This is a genomic window from Candidatus Paralachnospira sp. LCP21S3_A2 (assembly GCF_052118925.1).
In the GTDB taxonomy this organism is placed as follows: domain Bacteria; phylum Bacillota; class Clostridia; order Lachnospirales; family Lachnospiraceae; genus Lientehia.
The window spans coordinates 15,028-33,844 of sequence record NZ_JBQKGG010000001.1; the positions used below are offsets into that span (position 1 = coordinate 15,028).

Consider the following 18,817-nt stretch of genomic DNA (forward strand, 5'->3'; position numbering starts at 1 on the left):
TCACCACTCTTTCTCTGCGTTATAATGGGAACGCAGATTTAAAGAAAAGAGGAGAATAGCAATGAGAAAAACCATGAAAACCATGATCTGCACGACTGCGGCGGTTCTGATGATGAGCCTGGCAGCCTGCGGTGGATCAAAGACAGAGACAACAAAGGCGGCAGAGACCACCGCGGAGGCAGAAACAACGGAAGAAACTCTTGCAGAAACAACCGAGACGGGGGACACAAGCCCGACCATCGTAGAAGGAAAGTTTGCTTCGGTTGCCGAGTTTGCAGCGTCTGATGCAGTCCAGAGCCAGTTATCTTCTCTGAAGGAATCCCTTTCCGCCAGCGGAATGGACATCAGCATCAGCGGAGAGGACAATAAGTTAATTTATACTTATACATATTCTCAGAATGTGGATACCAGCCAGATGGCGGACACCTTAAAAAACGCCATGGCTTCCCAGGCTGATACCTTCAAGAATGTGGCTTCCAGCATCAAGGCTGCTGTTGAAGTGGAGAATCCGGTTGTGGTTGTCCGCTATCTGAATGCAGACGGAAGCGAGATCTATTCGGAAGAGTTTGCGGCAGAATAAAAAATCTAAAGGAAACGGGTCCTGTTCAGACAGAAAGCATGTCGGACAGGGCCTGTTTTTTTCATAGGAAAGTTTGTCCTATGAAATAAAAAACGCTTTCATAGGAAATCTCAGGCTTTTTGCAATTTCCGGTTCTGTCACCGGGGACAGGCTCATAGAGTAGGGATAGGAGGCAGGTGAGCAGATGAACGGAGGCAGAGAGTTTTTGCAGATCCTTTCAGAGCCGGTACGAAAGCAGCTGGAGAAGACAGAAATCTCCTTTGCGGGACTTCAGGAGGTACGGATCCGGGTGGGAAGGCCGGTGCTTCTCCGGGTATGGGGAAAGGAATATTCCCTGGACTGTCTGGCCGGACAGCGGGACATTCAGGAGACCCTTTCCTATGCGGGAAATTATTCTCTGTATGCCTATGAGGAGGAATTCCGTCAGGGTTTTTTTACAATCCGCGGAGGACACCGGATCGGTCTTTCCGGGCGGGCAAATCTGGAAAATGGAAGGATCGCCTCGATCCGGCCGGTTTCCTGTTTAAATATCCGTCTGGCCCATGAGCAGATCGGCTGCGGTGTTTGGGCAGAGCCGTATCTCTGGGAAGGGGGGAGACTAAAGTCGTTGCTGATCCTGTCACCGCCGGGCTGCGGGAAGACCACGCTTCTTCGGGATCTTGTGCGGATCCTTTCGGATGAACGGGGTGTTACGGTAAGTGTGGTGGATGAGCGGTCGGAGATCGCCGCCTGCTTTCAGGGAGTACCGCAGAACCGGGTGGGACTGCGGACGGATGTACTGGACGGAGCACCGAAGGCGGAGGGGCTTTTCCAGGTGATCCGTACCATGGCGCCGGAGGCGGCTGCTGTCGATGAGCTGGGAGGAGGACGGGATGTGGAGGCAGTGCGGGAGGCAGGCCGCTGCGGCTGCGCTGTTCTGGCAACGGCCCATGGAAGCAGTCTGGACGAGATCCGGAAAAAACCGGGGCTTGGGGAGCTTCTCGGGGAGCAGATGTTCGGGCGGATCCTGGTGCTGGGGCGGGCGGAAAACGGAATGCCTGGAGTGGGAAAAGTCATTTATGACGGAACCGGCCGCAGTCTTTGGAGGCAGGAAAACCGGTGAGTGCAGGGGGGACAGATATGGGAAGAATCATCGGGGCAGTTCTGGTGATCACAGCCTGTTCGGCCATGGGGCTTTCCATGAGCCGGCGGATTTCCGGCCGGTACCGGGAGCTGGTGGAATGGAAGCGGATTCTTGGCCTCATAGAAGGGAGAATCCGGTTCGGCGGAGGAACGCTCCGGGAAATCTTCACCGAGCTGGCAGAGAAGGAGGGAGCACCGTATGACCGTTTTTTTGCCCATACGGCAGCAGCCATGGAACAGGGTACAGGCATTCGCTTGTCGGAGCACTGGAGCAGTGCGTTAAAGGCAGAGTTATCCGATGCATGGCTCTCTTCGGATGATCTGGCCTTTTTAGACGGGCTGGGCCGGGATCTGGGGGAATTGGATAAGGTGGCCCAGCTGCAGACGCTGGCCTTTGCGAAGCAGCAGCTGGAGGAGCGCAGGCAGGAGCTTCTTCGGGAGCTTCCGGTGAAGCGGCGGCTGTACGGCTGTCTCGGCGTGCTGTCCGGGCTGTTTCTGACGATATTGCTGATATGAGGGAAAGGAGGGGCAGATGACAGTAAGCCTGATCTTTAAGATTGCCGCAGTGGGGGTGCTTGTTTCGGTCATCTGCCAGGTGCTGAAGCACAGTGGAAGGGAGGAGCATGCGTTTTTGACCAGCCTGGCGGGTCTGATCCTGGTGCTGTACTGGCTGGTGCCCTATATTTATGACTTGTTCGAGTCTATCAAAGAACTGTTTTCTCTCTGAAAAGAGATGGAAAGGAGGGAGTACGATGATCAAAATTGCGGCCGTGGGAGTGGCTGCGGTGCTCATGGCCATGCAGCTTCGGGAGATGAAGCCGGAGTACGGAATGTATCTGATCTTCGGAACGGGATTGCTGATCTTTTTTTATGCCGCAAAAAAGCTGTCGTTTCTGGCAGAGACGCTGGAAGAGCTGCGGACGGCAGCGTCCATTGATCCTCAGTATCTGGAAATCCTGCTGAAAATGCTGGGGATCAGCTATCTGTCGGAGTTTGCCGCGTCGTTATGCCGGGATGGAGGATACGGTTCAGCGGCTGGACAGATCGAGCTGTTCGGAAAGCTGTCGATCCTGGTGGTGAGCATGCCGGTGGTGCGGGCGCTTCTGGAGACCATGGGGGGACTGCTTTCATGAATGGAAGGAACCTATGCGTCCTTCTGCTGATCGTATGGATATTTATGGGAGTTTCTGTTTCAGCATCGGAAGCCACGGATCTGGATTCCTATGATTATTCCGGCATGCAGGAGGTTTTGGACGAGGCATCAGAGGATCCGCCTTCGTTTTCGGAGCTGGCAAAGCAGTTTTTTTCAGGGCAGGGAAAGGAGGCGCTTTCTCAGATTCCGTCCTGGCTGGAAAATCGTTTTTTTTCAGAACTGAAGGGCGGCCGACGTCTGCTCGGCCAGGTGCTTTTTCTGGCAGCGTTCGGTGCCGTGTTTTCGGGATTGTCTGATGCATTCCGGGACAAACAGGCGGGGGAAACAGGATTTTATGTGACCTATCTTCTTTTGCTGTCGCTGTTGTTTGCCGGATTTCAGGAGGCAGTGTCGTCGGCAGAAACGGTCATGAACCAGGTCACGGCCTTCATGGGGGCACTGGTTCCGGCCTTCACCCTGTCGGTGGCGGCATCGGGAAAACCTTTGACAGCCGTATTTTCCTATGAGTTTATTTTAATCTGTGTCAATGCGGCCCAGTGGTGCTTCCGGATGATCTTTCTTCCTGGGATCCAGATTTTTGCGGTGGTGAGTCTGGTGGGACAGATTTCCAGGGAGGAAATGCTGGGAAAACTGCAGGAGCTTCTGGAGCTGGTTCTTGGATGGGGAATGAAGGCGCTTATGGGGGTGATACTGGGATACGGTGCAATCCAGAGTCTGGTCCTTCCGTTAGCGGATTCCCTGAAAACCGGTGCGGTAACGCGGATTTTAAGTGCGATTCCGGGAATCGGAAACAGTGCCGGTGCGGCAGCCGGACTGGTGGCCGGAATGGCGAACCTGATCAAAAACAGTATGGGAGCGGCAGCGCTGGCGGCACTTCTGTTTCTGGCGGTTATTCCGTTGTTGAAGCTTCTGGTACTGGCACTGCTTTATCAGGGAGCGGCAGCACTGGTTCAGCCGGCGGCGGATGAGCGGGTAACCGAGTGCTTATCCTCCATGGCCAGAGGGATGCTTCTGTTATTTAAGCTGACCGGAGGCACAGTCTGTCTCTTTTTTCTGTCGGTGGCGCTTGTGTGCGGATTTCCTTCGGCAGGGCTTTAATGGGGGAGGAGCAAGGGATGGTAATGGAATGGATCCGGCGGATCGCGTTTTGTCTGATTGTGCTCTCCCTGACAGAAAAGCTGTTCCCGGACGGAAAACAGTTAAAGTATGTGAGATCCTTTCTCGGCATGCTTCTGATCCTTTTGGTGTTTGCACCGCTTGGAACGGTTCTCGGACTGGAGAAAAGCAGGAAGGGTCTGGAGAAGAAGTTTCAGGAAGAGGAAGAGCAGAAGGAATTTCTGGAGGAGCTGGAGCTCATGGGAGCAGATTATGAGGCGCAGGTAACAGCGCAGTATGAGGAGGCACTGGCTGGGACGGCGGAGGAGGCTGTCCGGAAGGCGGGCTATGAGGCCAAGGTGTCTGTAAGCATCGAGACGGGAACCGACGGGCGGGGAAAGGATCAGGCTTCGGTGAGCAGTGTAACAGTCTCGCTTCTTGATGGAAGCAACGAGGGGGACATTGTGATCTCGAAAAAGCAGGTGCAGATCCTTAATGAAGAGGAGAATTTTTATACCAATGCCGAACGGGAAACGATCCGGGAAGCGGCAGCGCAGGCACTAGACGTAGATGCGGAGATCGTGACCGTACAGTGAGCCGGAAAGGAGGAGCGGTTATGACAGGACAGCAGAAGGACGGCGGACGAAAAGCCTTTTTTGGATTTATCAAAAACAAAAAGCAGGAGAAGTGGCTCTTACTTCTTCTGGTGGGGATTCTGCTTCTGGTGATCTCTTTTCCGACTAAGCAGAAAACAGCGGACGAAAGCGGAGGAATCATCTCGGAAACCGAAACGGACTACGAGGTCTATGAACGACGACTGGAGCGGCGGGTGGAGCAGCTCCTCGGTTCCATGGAAGGAATCGGAAGGGTTAAGGTCATGGTGACGCTGGAGGCGGGCAGCGAGTCGGTCCTCCAGACGGATTCGTCTGTGGAGGAACGGCAGGTACAGGAGACGGACAGCAGCGGAGGAACAGGCCTTACAAAGGAGAAAAACCAGTCGGTCCAGACGGTGCTCACGGGAAGCGGCGACCTCCCCTATGTGGTCAAGGAGCTGACACCGAAGGTATCCGGGATCGTTATCATGGCACAGGGCGGTGAAAGTCCGCAGAAAGCATCGGAAATCACGGCTGCTATGGAAGCATTATTCGGGGTTCCCGCACATAAGATTAAAGTATTAGAGGGAGTTCATGAATAGTTTGAAAAGGAGCGGTACTGTGAAACGAATTGTGAAGAAGAACCAGTTCATCTTAACGCTTCTGGCAGTGATGATTGCCATAGCGGGGTACTTAAGCTATGCCGGGAAATTTCAGATGTCCGGAAAGAAACAGGCAGCAGCGACGGCAGCAGAGACCGGGGAGGGTACACTGGCGGCCGGGCTTCTGGAAATCTCCGATGAGGAGCTTCTGGCGGAAAATCAGGCAGGGAAGGATATTTCCGTGGCCGAGGAAGGACAGGAGGAGGCGCTGGCACAGGAGACTGGTACAGCGGATGAGTCAGGCGCTGATACGGCAGGAGCCGATACGCCCGGAGAGGCTGTCTTAACCGGAGGAAGCGCAGTCACCAACTATGTATCCCAGGCACAGTTAAGCCGGGAGCAGGTGCGGAGCAAAAACAAGGAAACGCTTCTGGAGGTCATTAACAACACGGCTCTTTCCGAGGATCAGAAAAACGAGGCTGTGAGTCAGATGATCGCTCTGACCGAGACAGCAGAGAAGGAGAATGCGGCGGAGACACTTCTGGGGGCTAAGGGATTTACCGGTTCGGTAGTCTGTATCAACGGCTCTACCGTTGATGTGGTGGTGGGAAAGACGGAGCTCACCGATGCCCAGCGGGCACAGATCGAGGATATTGTGAAGCGAAAGACCGAAGCCGATGCGGCTGATGTGGTGATCACCTTGATGGATCCGGATCAGTAACATGCCGGGCCGGCGTGAAATGATTCCGTATAAAAAATGGCAAAGTGCAATAAAATCCATGATCCGGTTGATAAATACCTGTTTTTTTGCTATAATAAGAAACAAATGTCGAGGCAGGCGTCCGTCTGCCTCCGTTTGAAATCTTAAGGTACGGGAGGTATCGGCAGTGGAACAGGATAAGAGAAATACGCATACCCTGCATCATGATAAGGAAACGATCGGAGAAGTCCAGATCGCAGATGAGGTCGTGGCAATCATCGCCGGACTGGCGGCGACAGAGGTTGAGGGTGTCGCTTCCATGGCCGGAAACATCACCAACGAGCTGGTGGGCAGACTCGGTATGAAGAATCTGTCAAAGGGAGTGAAAGTCGATGTACTTGACACCTCCGTTTCGGTGGATCTGACGCTGACCATGGAATACGGGTACAGTATTCCGGAGGTTTGTGCACAGGTTCAGGATCGTGTAAAATCCGCGATCGAAAACATGACCGGGCTTTCGGTGATCGATGTGAATGTAAAGATCGCCGGTGTGAATATTGACAAGACCAGATAGGAATGGAGATCAAAACGAACTGAAAAAGGGTGCTGGCGAAAGGCACCCTTTTCTTTTTCGGAGAGTGAGAGGAAGAGAACATGAGCAGAAGAGAATTGCGGGAGCATATTTTCCGGATGTTGTTCCGAAAGGAATTTTTTGCATCGGAGGAAGAGTTTGAGGCACAGACGGCGCTGTATATGGAGGAGCTGGAGCCGTTGGAGGAGAAGGACCGTCGGTACATGCAGACCAAGGTAGCCGATATCTATGCGAAGGTGCCGGAGCTGGACGAAAAGCTCAATGAGGTGGCAAAGGGCTGGAAGACCGGCCGTATGGGAAAGGTCGATCTGACCGTGCTTCGGCTGGCGCTTTATGAAATGGCTTATGAAGAAGGAATCCCGGAGCGGGTGGCCATCAACGAGGCTGTTGAGATCGCCAGAAAGTACGGTGGAAACGAGTCTCCGTCCTTTGTAAACGGTGTGCTGGCCAAGCTGGTAACGGAAAAACAGTAACAGGAGCCGGTAACGGAAAACAGTAACGAAGCGGAAGGATCCGAACGGATCGGAGCGTTTAAACGGAGGGACCATGAAACAGAATATTTATTCGGTAAAGCAGGTCAATGCCTATGTGAAAAATATGTTTGACCAGGATTTTCTGCTTTGCCGGATCCAGGTCCGCGGCGAGGTTTCCAACTGCAAGTATCATACCTCCGGTCATATTTATTTCACCCTGAAGGATGGTGCCGCGGCGCTGGCGGCCGTCATGTTTGCCGGAAACCGGGGCGGTCTGCCTTTTTTGCTGGCGGACGGGCAGCAGGTGGTGGTGACCGGTTATGTGAATATTTACGAGCGGGATGGCAAATACCAGTTATATGCCAGAGCCATCGAAAAGGAGGGCACCGGAGACCTCTATGAGCGGTTTGAAGCACTGAAGCGGGAGCTTTCAGAGCGCGGCCTGTTTGCGGAGGAGTACAAGCAGCCGATTCCGAAGATGATCCGGACGCTGGGGGTTGTAACGGCGCAGACCGGGGCTGCAGTCCGTGATATCATCAATATCACCAGACGGAGAAATCCCTATGTCCAGATTATTCTCTATCCGGCGAAGGTCCAGGGTGAGGGGGCAGCGAGAACCATCGTCCGCGGGATCGGAGCTTTGGAGGCTTACGGCGCGGACTGTATCATTGTCGGCCGCGGCGGCGGCTCCATCGAGGATCTCTGGGCTTTTAACGAAGAAACCGTGGCACAGGCGATTTTTGACTGTTCCGTACCGGTGATCTCGGCAGTGGGCCATGAAACGGACTTTACGATCGCAGATTTTGCGGCGGATCTGCGTGCACCGACGCCTTCGGCGGCAGCAGAGCTGGCGGTTTATGAATACCGGGCGTTCTCCGAGACATTAAAGGACTGTGAACGGCGGCTTTCAGGTGCAATGGGGCGGAAGCTTACCATGGCAAGGCTTCAGCTGGATCAGCGGAAGCTGCGGCTTGAGAAATTCCGTCCGGAGCATCAGATCGCTGCGGGCCGGCAGACTCTGGATCATCTGGAGGACCGGCTCCGTGCAGCCATGAAGGGAATGTTATCCAGACAGGAGAACCGGCTGGCACTGTATGCCCAGCGGTTGAAGGGCTGTTCTCCGCTGGAACGGATCACAAAGGGCTATGCCTTTGTGACAAAGGAGAACGGGACAAGGTTACAGTCGGTGTCGGAGGTTCAGAACGGGGAAAAGCTGGTGCTCCGTCTGGCGGACGGAACGGTACATGCAGCGGTGACAGCGGTATATAAGGAGGAAGAGCATGAGTGAGACACGATCCATTGAGGAGACCTTCGAGACCCTTGACGGGCTCATTCAGAAGCTGGAGCGGGACGAGCTTTCCATGGAGGAATCCTTTGAGGCATACGCAAGGGGGCTTGCATTATTAAAGGAATGCCGGGAGAGTATCGATAAAGTGGAGAAGAACGTGCTTGTATTGGACGAAAGTGGGGATTTACATGAGCTTTAAAGAAGAAATGAATCGAAGAGTGGGGGATATTGAAAAAACGATCCAGGCGTTTCTTCCGGAGGAGACCGGATTTCAGAAAACGGTCATGGAAGCCATGAATTACAGTATTCTGGCAGGAGGCAAACGGCTCCGCCCGCTTCTTATGTCGGAGAGCTGCCGGCTGTTCGGGCGGACGGCAAAGGAGCTTTCGCCGTTTCTGGCAGCCATCGAGATGATCCATACGTCGTCTCTAGTCCATGATGATCTGCCGGCTATGGATGCCGATGAATACCGGAGGGGCAAAAAGACCACCTGGACGGTCTACGGGGAGGACATGGCGATCCTTGCAGGAGATGCGCTGATGATCTATGCCTTTGAGACGGCAGCGAAGGCCTTTCGTGATACGGACCGCCCCGACCTGGTGGGACGGTGCATCGGAGTTCTGGCGGAAAAGACCGGGATTTACGGCATGATCGGCGGCCAGACCGTCGATGTGGAGCTGACCGGAAAGCCGATTCCGGCGGAAAAGCTGGATTTTATCTATCGGTTAAAAACCGGAGCATTACTGGAATGCGCTTTAATGATCGGAGCAATTCTCGGCGGTGCCGATGATGCACAGGTGCGGATCATGGAGCAGGTAGCTTCGGATGTGGGACTGGCTTTCCAGATCCGGGACGATATCCTGGATGTGACCAGTACATCGGAGGTGCTCGGAAAGCCGGTCGGAAGCGATGAAAAGAACGAGAAAACCACGTATGTGACGCTGGAGGGTCTGGAACAGGCAGAAAACGAGGTGGATCGTTATTCCAACCGCGCAGTGGAAAACTTAAAAAGCCTGCCGGTGAGCAATCCGTTCCTGGAGGAGCTTCTGCTTACCCTGATCCACAGAGAAAAATAGAGGGAAAACAATTACCATGTTAGAGGAAATTCATAATCCGGAGGATTTAAAGGCTCTGGATCCGGCCCGCTATCCGGAACTGGCAAAAGAAATCCGCCAGTTTCTGATCGAGAAGGTAAGCGAGCACGGCGGTCACCTGGCATCTAACTTAGGTGTGGTGGAGCTTACCATCGCACTGCATCTGGCGCTGGATCTGCCGGAGGACAAGATCGTCTGGGATGTGGGACATCAGTCCTATACCCATAAGCTGCTGTCCGGCAGACGGGAGGGCTTTGAGACCCTGCGGGAGTTCGGCGGCATGAGCGGCTTTCCGAAGCGGCGGGAATCGGAATACGACAGCTTTGATACGGGGCACAGCTCCACGTCGATCTCGGCGGGATTAGGGCTGGCAACGGCCAGAGATCAGCTGGGAGAGCACTATACGGTGGTGTCGGTCATCGGTGACGGGGCGCTTTCCGGCGGAATGGCCTATGAGGCACTTAATAATGCTTCTAAGCTAAAGAGTAATTTTCTGATCATTCTCAATGATAATCAGATGTCCATTTCAGAGAGCACAGGGGGCTTTTCCAGTTATCTGTCCAAGATCCGGCTGGGAAGCGGCTATAATCATTTAAAACGGGATGTGAGAAAGAGCCTTTCCAAGGTCCCGGGTGTGGGCGAATCCCTGGCGGCCAATATCAGCCAGGCCAAGATGGCACTGAAGCAGATGATGGTGCCGGGCATGTTTTTCGAGGATATGGACATCACCTATGTGGGACCGTTGGACGGGCACGATATTCACCAGATGGTGCGGATCTTTGAGGAAGCAAAGAAGATCGACCGTCCGGTCCTGATCCATGTAAAGACGAAAAAGGGAAAGGGCTATGCTCCGGCAGAAAAATATCCGTCTCATTTTCACGGCGTTTCGCCTTTTGACATTGCAACAGGAAAGGCGAAAGCACCGAAGAACGGGATCAGCTGGACGGAGGCATTTTCCCATACCTTGTGCCGGGAGGCAAAAAAGGATCCGTCCATTGTGGCAGTAACGGCAGCCATGCCGGAGGGAACCGGATTAAAGAAGTTCGGACAGAGCTTTCCGGACCGGCTTTATGATGTGGGAATTGCCGAGGAGCATGCGGTCACCTTTGCAGCCGGTATGGCGGCAGGCGGCTTAAAGCCTGTGGTAGCGGTTTATTCGTCCTTCCTGCAGCGTGCCTATGATCAGATTCTTCATGATGTCTGTCTCCAGAACCTGCCGGTGGTTTTTGCCATTGACCGGGCAGGACTGGTTGGCAGTGACGGAGAGACCCATCATGGAACCTTTGATCTGTCATATATGAGCGGCATGCCCAATATGACAGTGTTTGCACCGAAAAACAAATATGAGCTGCGGGACGGTCTGACCTTTGGCTTACAGCTTGGAACTCCCTTTGCGATCCGTTATCCGAGAGGTACGGCTTACAGCGGGCTGCGGGAATACCGGGCGCCCATCGAGCTTGGGAAAAGCGAGCGGATCTATAACGGATGCGGGATCGCCATTCTTTCGGTAGGCGCCATGATGGAGACGGCGCAGGCGGTATATGAGCGGCTTTCGGCGGACGGCTATACGCCCAGCCTTGTCAATGTCCGGTTTGTGAAGCCCATGGACCGGGAGCTTTTGCGTACTCTGGCTGAAACGCACCGGCTGTTTCTGGTGCTGGAGGACAATGAGGAGGCCGGCGGTTATGGCGAAGCGGTGTCGGCGTTTTTCAATGAAGAGGCGCTCGCGGCGAGAGTGTTAAGCGGAGCCATTAAGGACCGGTTTGTGGAGCAGGGTCCGGTGGGAACGCTGCGGGATACTCTGGGGCTTTCGGCAGACAGCCTGGCAGAACAGACAGAAACGGCGTGGAGGAGCATGAAACAATGAAAGAACGATTAGATGTGCTGCTGGTTTCCAGAGGACTGGCGGAATCCAGAGAGAAGGCAAAGACCATGATCATGGAGGGCATTGTCTTTGTGAACGGGCAGCGGGAGGATAAAGCGGGAGCTTCCTTTGCAGCCGATGCACCCATTGAGGTGCGGGGGCAGACTCTGCGCTATGTAAGCCGCGGAGGCTTAAAGTTAGAGAAGGCCATGACCCATTTCGGTGTCACACTGGCTGGAAAGGTCTGCATGGATGTGGGCGCCTCCACCGGCGGATTTACCGACTGTATGCTCCAGAACGGCGCCGTGAAGGTGTTTTCCGTGGATGTGGGACGGGGCCAGCTTGCCTGGAAGCTTCGGAACGATGAACGGGTGGTCTGCATGGAAAAGACCAATATCCGCTATGTGACACCGGAGGACATCGGTGTTCCGGTGGAGTTTTCGTCCATTGATGTGTCCTTTATTTCCCTTACCAAGGTCCTTCTTCCGGTCCGGGAGATTTTAACAGACCATGGCGAGATCGTCTGCCTGATCAAGCCTCAGTTTGAAGCAGGACGGGAAAAGGTCGGAAAGAAAGGGGTTGTTCGGGAGCCGGAAACTCATCTGGAAGTGATCGAGAAGGTCATGGATTATGCAAAGGAGCTGGGCTTTGGCCGGAAGCATCTGGAATTTTCTCCTATCAAGGGACCGGAGGGAAATATTGAATATCTGCTCCATCTGGAGAAAAACGGAACGGACGAGGCCGGAATCGATCCCAATGAGATTGTCCGCCGTGCCCATGAGGAACTGAAATGAAACGTTTTTACATCATCACAAACAGACAGAAGGACCCGGAGCTTGCGGTGACGAATAAGATCCGCGCCATGCTGGAGGGAAAGGGTGTTTCCTGTACCCTGGCATCGGAAGCGCCGATGGAAGCCCATACAGACTGTGCCCTGGTTTTAGGCGGAGACGGAACGCTTCTTCAGGCGGCCAGAGAACTGCGGTTCAGCGAGGTGCCGCTTCTCGGTGTCAATTTAGGGACCCTGGGGTATCTGGCAGAGCTGGATATCCATCAGGCCGAGGAGGGACTGAACGAGCTTCTGGAGCGTGGTCCGGCGGAAATCGAGGAGCGCATGATGTTAAAGGGAACGGTCTGCCAGAACGGGAAACCGGTGTATGAGGACATGGCACTCAACGATATTGTCATCGGAAGAAGATCCGGCTTTAAGATCATCCGGTTTAATGTTTATGTGGACGGGGAGTTTTTAAGTGCCTATGCGGCAGACGGGATCATTGTAGCCACTCCTACCGGCTCGACCGCATACAGTCTGTCGGCGGGAGGTCCCATTGTGGAGCCGACGGCATCGCTTCTGGTTATGACTCCGGTGGCACCTCACGGAATGCTGAATCGGAGCATTGTGTTCTCAGATCAGAGTACCATCAAGCTGGAACCGGCATCTCCGGCAGGACGGCCCGATACCGAGGTACTGGCAGGCTTTGACAGTGACAGCCAGTTCCCGCTCCGGAAGGGCGATTATATTGAGATCCGGAAAGCGGAGCAGACCACAAAGATCTTAAAGCTCAGCCGGATCGGATTTCTGGAGACGCTCCGTCATAAAATGTCGGCAGAGTAAAAAAGGAGGCGGAAGCCATGAAGATAGAGCGCCACAGCAAAATTGTGGAACTGATCGGAAAATATGATATTGAAACCCAGGAGGAGCTGGCGGAAAAGCTGAACGAAGCCGGGTTCAAGGTAACTCAGGCAACGGTTTCCAGAGATATCCGGGAGCTGAAGCTGACAAAGGTGGCGGTAGATGGCGGCCATCAGAAATATGTGGTTCTCCATAAAGCAGACAGCGGCCTGAATGACAAATATATCCGGATCCTGCGGGACGGGTTTGTTTCGATGGATATGGCACAGAATATCCTGGTGATCAAAACGGTCTCCGGTATGGCCATGGCGGTGGCGGCAGCGCTGGATGCCCTTCATTTTCATGAGATCGTCGGCTGCATTGCCGGGGATGATGTGATCATGTGTGCCAACCGCAGCATGGATGATACGATCATCGTCATGGAGAAGCTCCGGCGGATCATGTCCTGAAAGTGTCCTGAAAGGAGGAGTACATGTTACTGAACCTGCATGTAAAGAACGTGGCGCTGATCGACGAGGCCGATGTGAGCCTGGGCGACGGATTAAATATTTTAACCGGTGAGACCGGGGCCGGAAAATCCATTTTGATCGATTCAGTCAATATGGCGCTGGGGGCCAAGGTATCCAGAAGTCTCCTGCGGGATGACGGCGAGGCGGCCGGTGTGGAGCTGTTATTCAGTGTGGAAGAGGAAAAGCGGGAAGCGTTAGAGGCACTTGGTGTTACACCGGACGAGGACGGATCTGTGCTCATTGCCAGACGGCTTTCTCAGGGACGCAGTATCTGCCGGATCAACGATGAGACGGTGACCGCTGCCAGGCTGCGGGCCGTGACAGGCCTGCTGATTGATATTCACGGACAGCATGAGCACCAGTCTTTGATCCATAAGGCGAAGCATCTGGAGATTCTGGATGCTTATGCAAAAAACCAGGAGGCACCTGTCCGGAGAAAGCTTTCAGATGCTTACCGGGTTTATGAGGAAGCAAAAGCAGAACGGGACAGCTACGAGATCGGCAGTGAAGAGCGGATCCGGGAGCTGGATTTTTTGAATTATGAGATTGGCGAGCTGGAGGGCGCCGGGTTAAAGCCGGGGGAGCTTGAGGAACTGGAGAGCCGGTTCCGTCTTCTTGCCAACAGCCGCCGGATTGCCGAGAGTGTGGGGCGTGCCTGTGGCTATGCGGGAAATGAGAGCGGTGCGCAGGAGCTTTTGGGACGTGCCGTGCGGGAGCTTTTTGAAGCGGCCGGATATGATGAGAGCGTGGCGCCGCTTCTTTCCCAGGCGGAGGAAGTGGAGAGTCTTCTGGGGGATCTGAACCGGGCGCTTTATGAATATGTGCAGGAGCTGGAGTTTGAGGACGGGGAACTGGAGGAGATGGAAAAGCGGCTGGATGCGCTCCATAATCTCCAGGTCAAATACGGCGACAGCTATGAAGAGATGATGCAGGCGCTTGAAAAACGACAGGGACGCCGGGATCAGCTTCTGGATTTTGATACACGCAAGCAGCAGGCAGAGGAAGCCTTTCTGGAGGCAGAGGAGGAGGTTATGACCTATGCCGCTTCCTTATCGGAAATCCGAAAGGTGGAAGCGCTCCATCTGACCGAATCCATTCGTTCGGCGCTGGTAGATTTAAATTTTCTGGATGTTCAGTTTTCTATGGAATTTACGAAAAAGGATCACGTGACGGAGAATGGCTTTGATGAAATGGAATTTCTGATCTCCACCAATCCCGGTGAGAGCCTGAAGCCGCTTGGCCAGGTGGCCTCCGGCGGTGAGCTTTCCAGGATCATGCTTGCCATCAAGGCGGTTCTTGCCGATACGGACGAGATCGGAACGTTGATCTTCGATGAGATCGATGCGGGAATCAGCGGCCGGACGGCTCAGAAAGTGGCGGAGAAGCTCCATGACATCGGCCGGAGCCATCAGGTCATCTGCATTACCCACCTGCCTCAGATCGCAGCCATGGCAGACTGCCATTATAAGATCGAAAAGAAGGTAGAAAACGGACGGACCATCACGGGAGTGGAGCAGCTTGATGAGGATCAGGAGATCGCCGAGCTCTGCCGGCTTTTGGGCGGCGTGACCATTACCGATGCCGTGGAGGAGAATGCCAGAGAGATGAAAACGCTGGCGAAGAGCTATCGGTAAAAGCAATTTGGATATAGTTTTTTTTGAAGGATATCATTTTAGATTGTACGGAAAAAATATCCCGTATTTGATTTCTGGTTCTGTCCATACTAAGAACGAGTGATCCGGTTTTCGGAGCGCAAGTCCAGAGTACAGGAGGGCAGGCCATGACGCGAAAAGAAACTTACAGAAGGATCCTGATCCGGTTTATCTGGTTCATGATCCTTTTTACTTGTCTGTTTTCATATTGGTATCTTCGCGGGAGGATTCCGGGGAAACTTCATGTAATCACCGGAGAGGAGGATCAGTTCCGCTTTTCCATTCCCCTGGGCGGAACACTGGAATCCGATGATGAAGAGGTGGCGCTTGGAACACCCTCCAATATCCCGGAGGGTGCGGCGCGGATCACCGGAAAGCCGGTGGCGGTAGGCGGACGTGAAGCGTTTACGTTGTCCTGTTCGGAAACAGGAAGCTACCGCATGACCGTGAAGCTGTTCGGCTGGCTGCCGTTAAAAGAGATTCAGGTAGAAGCAGTGGAACAGAAAGAACTGATCCCAGGCGGCGAGGCAGTTGGAATCTATCTGGAAACAGAGGGAGTCATGGTGGTGGGAACCAGTGAGCTGACAGATGAACAAGGTGTGGTGACGGAGCCGGCCTACGGCGCTTTGCAGTCCGGTGATTATATTCTGGAAGCAGACGGGAAGGAAACGCCGGATAAGGAGACGTTAATCGAGGCCATCTCCGGGACAGAAGGCCGGGCATGTACGTTTAAAATCCGCCGGGAGGAGGAAATCCTGGAAACGAGAGTGAAAACAGTCAAAACCGAGGATGGTAGCATAAAAGCCGGAATCTGGGTACGGGATGATGCCCAGGGGATCGGAACGCTGACATACGCTGACCAAAACGGAAGATATGGTGTTTTAGGCCATGCCATGAGCGACAGTGATACAGGAAAGAGGTTTGAGGTCTCCGGCGGAACCCTGGAGAAGGCAAATATTCAGGATGTGATCCGCGGCCGGTCCGGAACGCCGGGTTCGCTTCTCGGCACTATCGTATATGGAAACGGAATCCTCGGGACTGTGAAAAAGAATACAGAAGCAGGTGTATTCGGAAGCCTGGAAGCGGATCAGATCCCGGATGATGAACCGCTTCCTGTCGGCTTCAAGCAGGATGTGGTGCCGGGTCCGGCAGTGATCCGCTGCCCCGCGGACGGAACCGTGCAGGAATATGAGATCGAGATCTTAAAAGCAGATCCGGCAGCCTCCGGAAACAAGGGTATGGTGGTCCAGGTCACAGATGAACGCCTGCTTCAACTGACCGGCGGGATCGTCCAGGGCATGAGTGGCAGCCCGATCATTCAGAACGGAAGGCTTGTCGGCGCCGTCACCCATGTCTTTATCAGCGATTCCACCAAAGGGTACGGGATCTTTCTGGAAGATATGCTGGAGGCAGCGGAGTGATCAGTTAGGAACGTGTGATCAGACAGAAAAACAGCCTGTAAAAGAAATAAAGCAGCCGGTTGACGGAAAGAGAGTGATTGGTTAGAATGGAAAGGTAGACGCCGGGAGGAAATTAACCGCCGTACAGACGGAAACGGGCGGACACGGGAGTGAAAACAAAACGGATAAAGGAGAATGGGGAATGGAGTATTCAGAAGTTTTGGAACAAGCAAGAAAAACCATCGGACCGAATTGCAAGGTCTGTCCGGTATGCAACGGACTTGGATGCGGAAATCTGATGCCGGGTCCGGGGTCAAAAGCACCGGGGAACGGAGCCAATGACAATTATAAGGCATGGCGCCGTATTAAGCTGAACATGGATACCTTTGTGGAAAACAGTCCGGTGGACACTTCCACAGAGCTGTTTGGCAGAGCTTTTGCGTTTCCGCTGATCACGGCACCCATCGGATCAATTAAGTTACAGTTCAATCCAACGGATGATGTAAGTGATTTTAATGAAAAATGTATGGCAGCATGTGAATCCAGAGGGATCATGCACGCGTTTGGAAATGGTCCGGAAAAACGGATCTGTGATCAGGCCATTGCCTCAGGACGCAGCCACGGAAACAACGGAATTCCGGTATATAACCCCGATACTGTCGAGAAGATCGAAGCTCTGATGGATCTGTATCAGGGCGGGATCCTGCCGGAAGCCATGTGTGTCGTTGTGGATAGCGCGGGTCTTCCCCATCTGCGAAAGCTGCGCGGGAAAGGCGGAACAAAGACCGTTGAAGAATTACAGGAATTAAAAGCGTATGCAAAAACACCGATGATCATCAAAGGAATCATGACAGCGGACGCAGCAGAGAAAGCCGTAAAAGCAGGTGCGGACGCGATCATCGTGTCAAACCACGGAGGCCGGGTGCTTTCTGATACACCAGGAACGGCGGAGGTTCTGCCGGAGATCGTGGAAGCTGTAAAAGGAAAAACAAAAATCCTGGTGGATGGCGGGATCCGTTCCGGCCTGGATCTTTTCAAAGCGCTGGCCATGGGTGCGGACATGTGCCTGATCTGCCGTCCGGTTCTGATTTCCTATTATGGCGGAGGCCAGGAGGGGATCGAGTGTTACCTGGACAAGATCAGGCAGGAGCTGAGCGATACCATGTATATGTGCGGAGCCAGAAAGATCTCGGATATTTCACCGAGAATGATCCGGTATCCCAGAGAGTAGGAAGGAAGAATAAAGCAGGAAGCGGTTTAGCCGAGGTGCGATAACGAAGTATTTATGTAAGGTGGCGGTACAGCGAAAGCTGTGCCGCCGCTTTGCGTTATCAGGCTGTTTTCTTCTTTCGGTTTTGCATACCGAGTCTGCCATCGAGGGCAACGCAATCCTCATCAGAAATATTGATGATTCCAACAGCCTTGTAGTAAACCTCGTTCTGTTCGCCGTTGTCGATGAGTGCTTTTACAAAAATTCCTCAAAAATTTTTCTCACCCAATCACTCGCTAACAGCACCAAAACACATAGAGTGGTGGGTGACGGTATTTTCTCTTAGCATACCGCAGGCTTTAGGTGGTGTTGCCACATCTCAATCTTACATCTATTCAGTTGTAGTTCCTCATAAGAGGGATTTTATTTTACTGTACAGAATGTATATTAGTCAATGCTTTTTTGAAAAAATACTGAATTTATTGAAAAAATGTTGACATTTACGTATAATGAGTATATAATAATATAATTTAGATTCAGTAAAATCTATTTGGGCGGCTTGGGATAAAAGGAGATATTATGATTATGCACGATTTCGAGTATGTTCCAAAAGAAGAATGGAAACCGATTAGAGATGAACTTTTTGAAATTATCCACAGATTACAAAACGAAGTAAGAGATGATTTTACTTTTCAATATCATTTTGTGGGCAGTAGCAAACGAAATATGATAACTCGTGACCGAAAATCTAACGAGGGTTTTGACTTTGATGTAAATATTGAAGTGAATGATCCGGACGAAGATTATTCTGCCGAAGAAATCCGAAACATTCTTCGTAAAGGTCTCGATAAAATCATTAATCCCTATGGATATTCGATTTTCGGATATGATTACACCGAAGATTCCACCCGTGTTCTCACCATCAAAGTAAAAGATGGAGCCAACTCTTGTATCTTGTATAGTTGTGACTTTTGTATTATATATGAGTGTAGCGATGGACGGCAACAATATATTCGCTATAACAAAGAACAACACAGTTATTCGTGGGAATATCAGCCCAAAGGGTATTATGCTCTACCGAACAAAATTGAGTGGGTTAAAAAACATAAACTGTGGCAACAAGTCAGAGATAATTACATAGATAAGAAGAATACAAACACTGATGATAATAAAAAGTCTAGATCAATTTTTGCTGAAACAATTCATCAAGTCTGTCAGCAAAATGGATATTATCGATAACAAAAGCGGAGGATAAGT

The 18,817-nt window shown here is 52.7% G+C and carries 22 protein-coding genes; all 22 read left to right on the plus strand.

The annotated features are described in order from the left end of the window. The first annotated feature begins 61 nt into the window (after positions 1-61). The 22 genes from ACTQ3K_RS00085 (at position 62) to ACTQ3K_RS00190 (ending at position 18,799) form a co-directional block, all read left to right on the plus strand. The gene (locus ACTQ3K_RS00085) at positions 62-580 is read left to right on the plus strand and encodes a DUF4854 domain-containing protein (RefSeq protein WP_441564514.1); all 519 of its coding nucleotides are present in this window, start codon (positions 62-64) and stop codon (positions 578-580) included. A 184-nt stretch (positions 581-764) separates the two neighbouring features. Then, on the plus strand, positions 765-1,682 hold the full coding sequence (gene spoIIIAA, locus ACTQ3K_RS00090) for a stage III sporulation protein AA (RefSeq protein WP_441564516.1): 918 nt from the start codon (positions 765-767) through the stop codon (positions 1,680-1,682). A gap of 17 nt (positions 1,683-1,699) precedes the next feature. Next, the gene (locus tag ACTQ3K_RS00095) at positions 1,700-2,218 is read left to right on the plus strand and encodes a stage III sporulation protein AB (RefSeq protein WP_441564518.1); all 519 of its coding nucleotides are present in this window, start codon (positions 1,700-1,702) and stop codon (positions 2,216-2,218) included. A gap of 16 nt (positions 2,219-2,234) precedes the next feature. Next, positions 2,235-2,429 (plus strand): stage III sporulation protein AC, encoded by a 195-nt coding sequence (spoIIIAC, locus tag ACTQ3K_RS00100; RefSeq protein WP_441564520.1) that lies wholly within the window; start codon positions 2,235-2,237, stop codon positions 2,427-2,429. Between the two features lie 25 nt (positions 2,430-2,454). Next, positions 2,455-2,835 (plus strand): SpoIIIAC/SpoIIIAD family protein, encoded by a 381-nt coding sequence (locus ACTQ3K_RS00105; protein WP_441564522.1) that lies wholly within the window; start codon positions 2,455-2,457, stop codon positions 2,833-2,835. Then, a complete protein-coding gene (locus tag ACTQ3K_RS00110; RefSeq protein WP_441564524.1) occupies positions 2,832-3,953 on the plus strand; it encodes a stage III sporulation protein AE in 1,122 nt (373 codons plus the stop codon). Before ACTQ3K_RS00105 ends, ACTQ3K_RS00110 begins: the two co-directional genes overlap by 4 nt. Before the next feature lie 17 nt (positions 3,954-3,970). Beyond that, the gene (locus ACTQ3K_RS00115; RefSeq protein WP_441564525.1) at positions 3,971-4,546 is read left to right on the plus strand and encodes a stage III sporulation protein AF; all 576 of its coding nucleotides are present in this window, start codon (positions 3,971-3,973) and stop codon (positions 4,544-4,546) included. A 20-nt stretch (positions 4,547-4,566) separates the two neighbouring features. Further along, a complete protein-coding gene (locus ACTQ3K_RS00120; RefSeq protein WP_441564527.1) occupies positions 4,567-5,145 on the plus strand; it encodes a stage III sporulation protein AG in 579 nt (192 codons plus the stop codon). Between the two features lie 19 nt (positions 5,146-5,164). Continuing rightward, the gene (locus ACTQ3K_RS00125) at positions 5,165-5,866 is read left to right on the plus strand and encodes a SpoIIIAH-like family protein (RefSeq protein ID WP_441564529.1); all 702 of its coding nucleotides are present in this window, start codon (positions 5,165-5,167) and stop codon (positions 5,864-5,866) included. Between the two features lie 166 nt (positions 5,867-6,032). Further along, positions 6,033-6,419 (plus strand): Asp23/Gls24 family envelope stress response protein, encoded by a 387-nt coding sequence (locus ACTQ3K_RS00130; protein WP_441564531.1) that lies wholly within the window; start codon positions 6,033-6,035, stop codon positions 6,417-6,419. Positions 6,420-6,499: 80 nt separating this feature from the next. After that, positions 6,500-6,910 carry a transcription antitermination factor NusB gene (nusB, locus tag ACTQ3K_RS00135; protein ID WP_441564533.1) on the plus strand — a complete coding sequence of 137 codons (411 nt, stop codon included), beginning with the start codon at positions 6,500-6,502 and terminating at the stop codon, positions 6,908-6,910. 73 nt (positions 6,911-6,983) lie between these two features. Continuing rightward, complete coding sequence (gene xseA / locus ACTQ3K_RS00140; protein WP_441564535.1) at positions 6,984-8,198, plus strand: exodeoxyribonuclease VII large subunit; 1,215 nt, start codon at positions 6,984-6,986, stop codon at positions 8,196-8,198. Beyond that, entirely contained in the window at positions 8,191-8,397 is a 207-nt protein-coding gene (gene xseB, locus ACTQ3K_RS00145) for an exodeoxyribonuclease VII small subunit (protein WP_441564537.1), read from the plus strand. Before xseA ends, xseB begins: the two co-directional genes overlap by 8 nt. Further along, positions 8,387-9,274 (plus strand): polyprenyl synthetase family protein, encoded by an 888-nt coding sequence (locus ACTQ3K_RS00150; RefSeq protein WP_441564538.1) that lies wholly within the window; start codon positions 8,387-8,389, stop codon positions 9,272-9,274. Before xseB ends, ACTQ3K_RS00150 begins: the two co-directional genes overlap by 11 nt. Positions 9,275-9,290: 16 nt before the next feature. After that, positions 9,291-11,159, plus strand: a complete 1,869-nt coding sequence (gene dxs, locus ACTQ3K_RS00155; RefSeq protein WP_441564540.1) for a 1-deoxy-D-xylulose-5-phosphate synthase — start codon at positions 9,291-9,293, stop codon at positions 11,157-11,159. Beyond that, on the plus strand, positions 11,156-11,950 hold the full coding sequence (locus ACTQ3K_RS00160; protein WP_441564542.1) for a TlyA family RNA methyltransferase: 795 nt from the start codon (positions 11,156-11,158) through the stop codon (positions 11,948-11,950). The genes dxs and ACTQ3K_RS00160 overlap by 4 nt, the downstream gene beginning before the upstream one ends. Beyond that, positions 11,947-12,771, plus strand: coding sequence for an NAD(+)/NADH kinase (locus ACTQ3K_RS00165; RefSeq protein ID WP_441564544.1), 825 nt, complete (start codon positions 11,947-11,949; stop codon positions 12,769-12,771). Before ACTQ3K_RS00160 ends, ACTQ3K_RS00165 begins: the two co-directional genes overlap by 4 nt. Before the next feature lie 17 nt (positions 12,772-12,788). Further along, positions 12,789-13,238 carry an arginine repressor gene (gene argR / locus ACTQ3K_RS00170; RefSeq protein ID WP_441564546.1) on the plus strand — a complete coding sequence of 150 codons (450 nt, stop codon included), beginning with the start codon at positions 12,789-12,791 and terminating at the stop codon, positions 13,236-13,238. A 23-nt stretch (positions 13,239-13,261) separates the two neighbouring features. Continuing rightward, a complete protein-coding gene (gene recN, locus ACTQ3K_RS00175; RefSeq protein WP_441564547.1) occupies positions 13,262-14,932 on the plus strand; it encodes a DNA repair protein RecN in 1,671 nt (556 codons plus the stop codon). Positions 14,933-15,078: 146 nt separating this feature from the next. Continuing rightward, the gene (gene spoIVB / locus ACTQ3K_RS00180) at positions 15,079-16,371 is read left to right on the plus strand and encodes a SpoIVB peptidase (protein WP_441564549.1); all 1,293 of its coding nucleotides are present in this window, start codon (positions 15,079-15,081) and stop codon (positions 16,369-16,371) included. A 181-nt stretch (positions 16,372-16,552) separates the two neighbouring features. Further along, entirely contained in the window at positions 16,553-17,581 is a 1,029-nt protein-coding gene (locus tag ACTQ3K_RS00185; RefSeq protein ID WP_441564551.1) for an alpha-hydroxy-acid oxidizing protein, read from the plus strand. A gap of 558 nt (positions 17,582-18,139) precedes the next feature. After that, positions 18,140-18,799 carry a hypothetical protein gene (locus tag ACTQ3K_RS00190; protein ID WP_441564553.1) on the plus strand — a complete coding sequence of 220 codons (660 nt, stop codon included), beginning with the start codon at positions 18,140-18,142 and terminating at the stop codon, positions 18,797-18,799. Positions 18,800-18,817 lie beyond the last annotated feature (18 nt).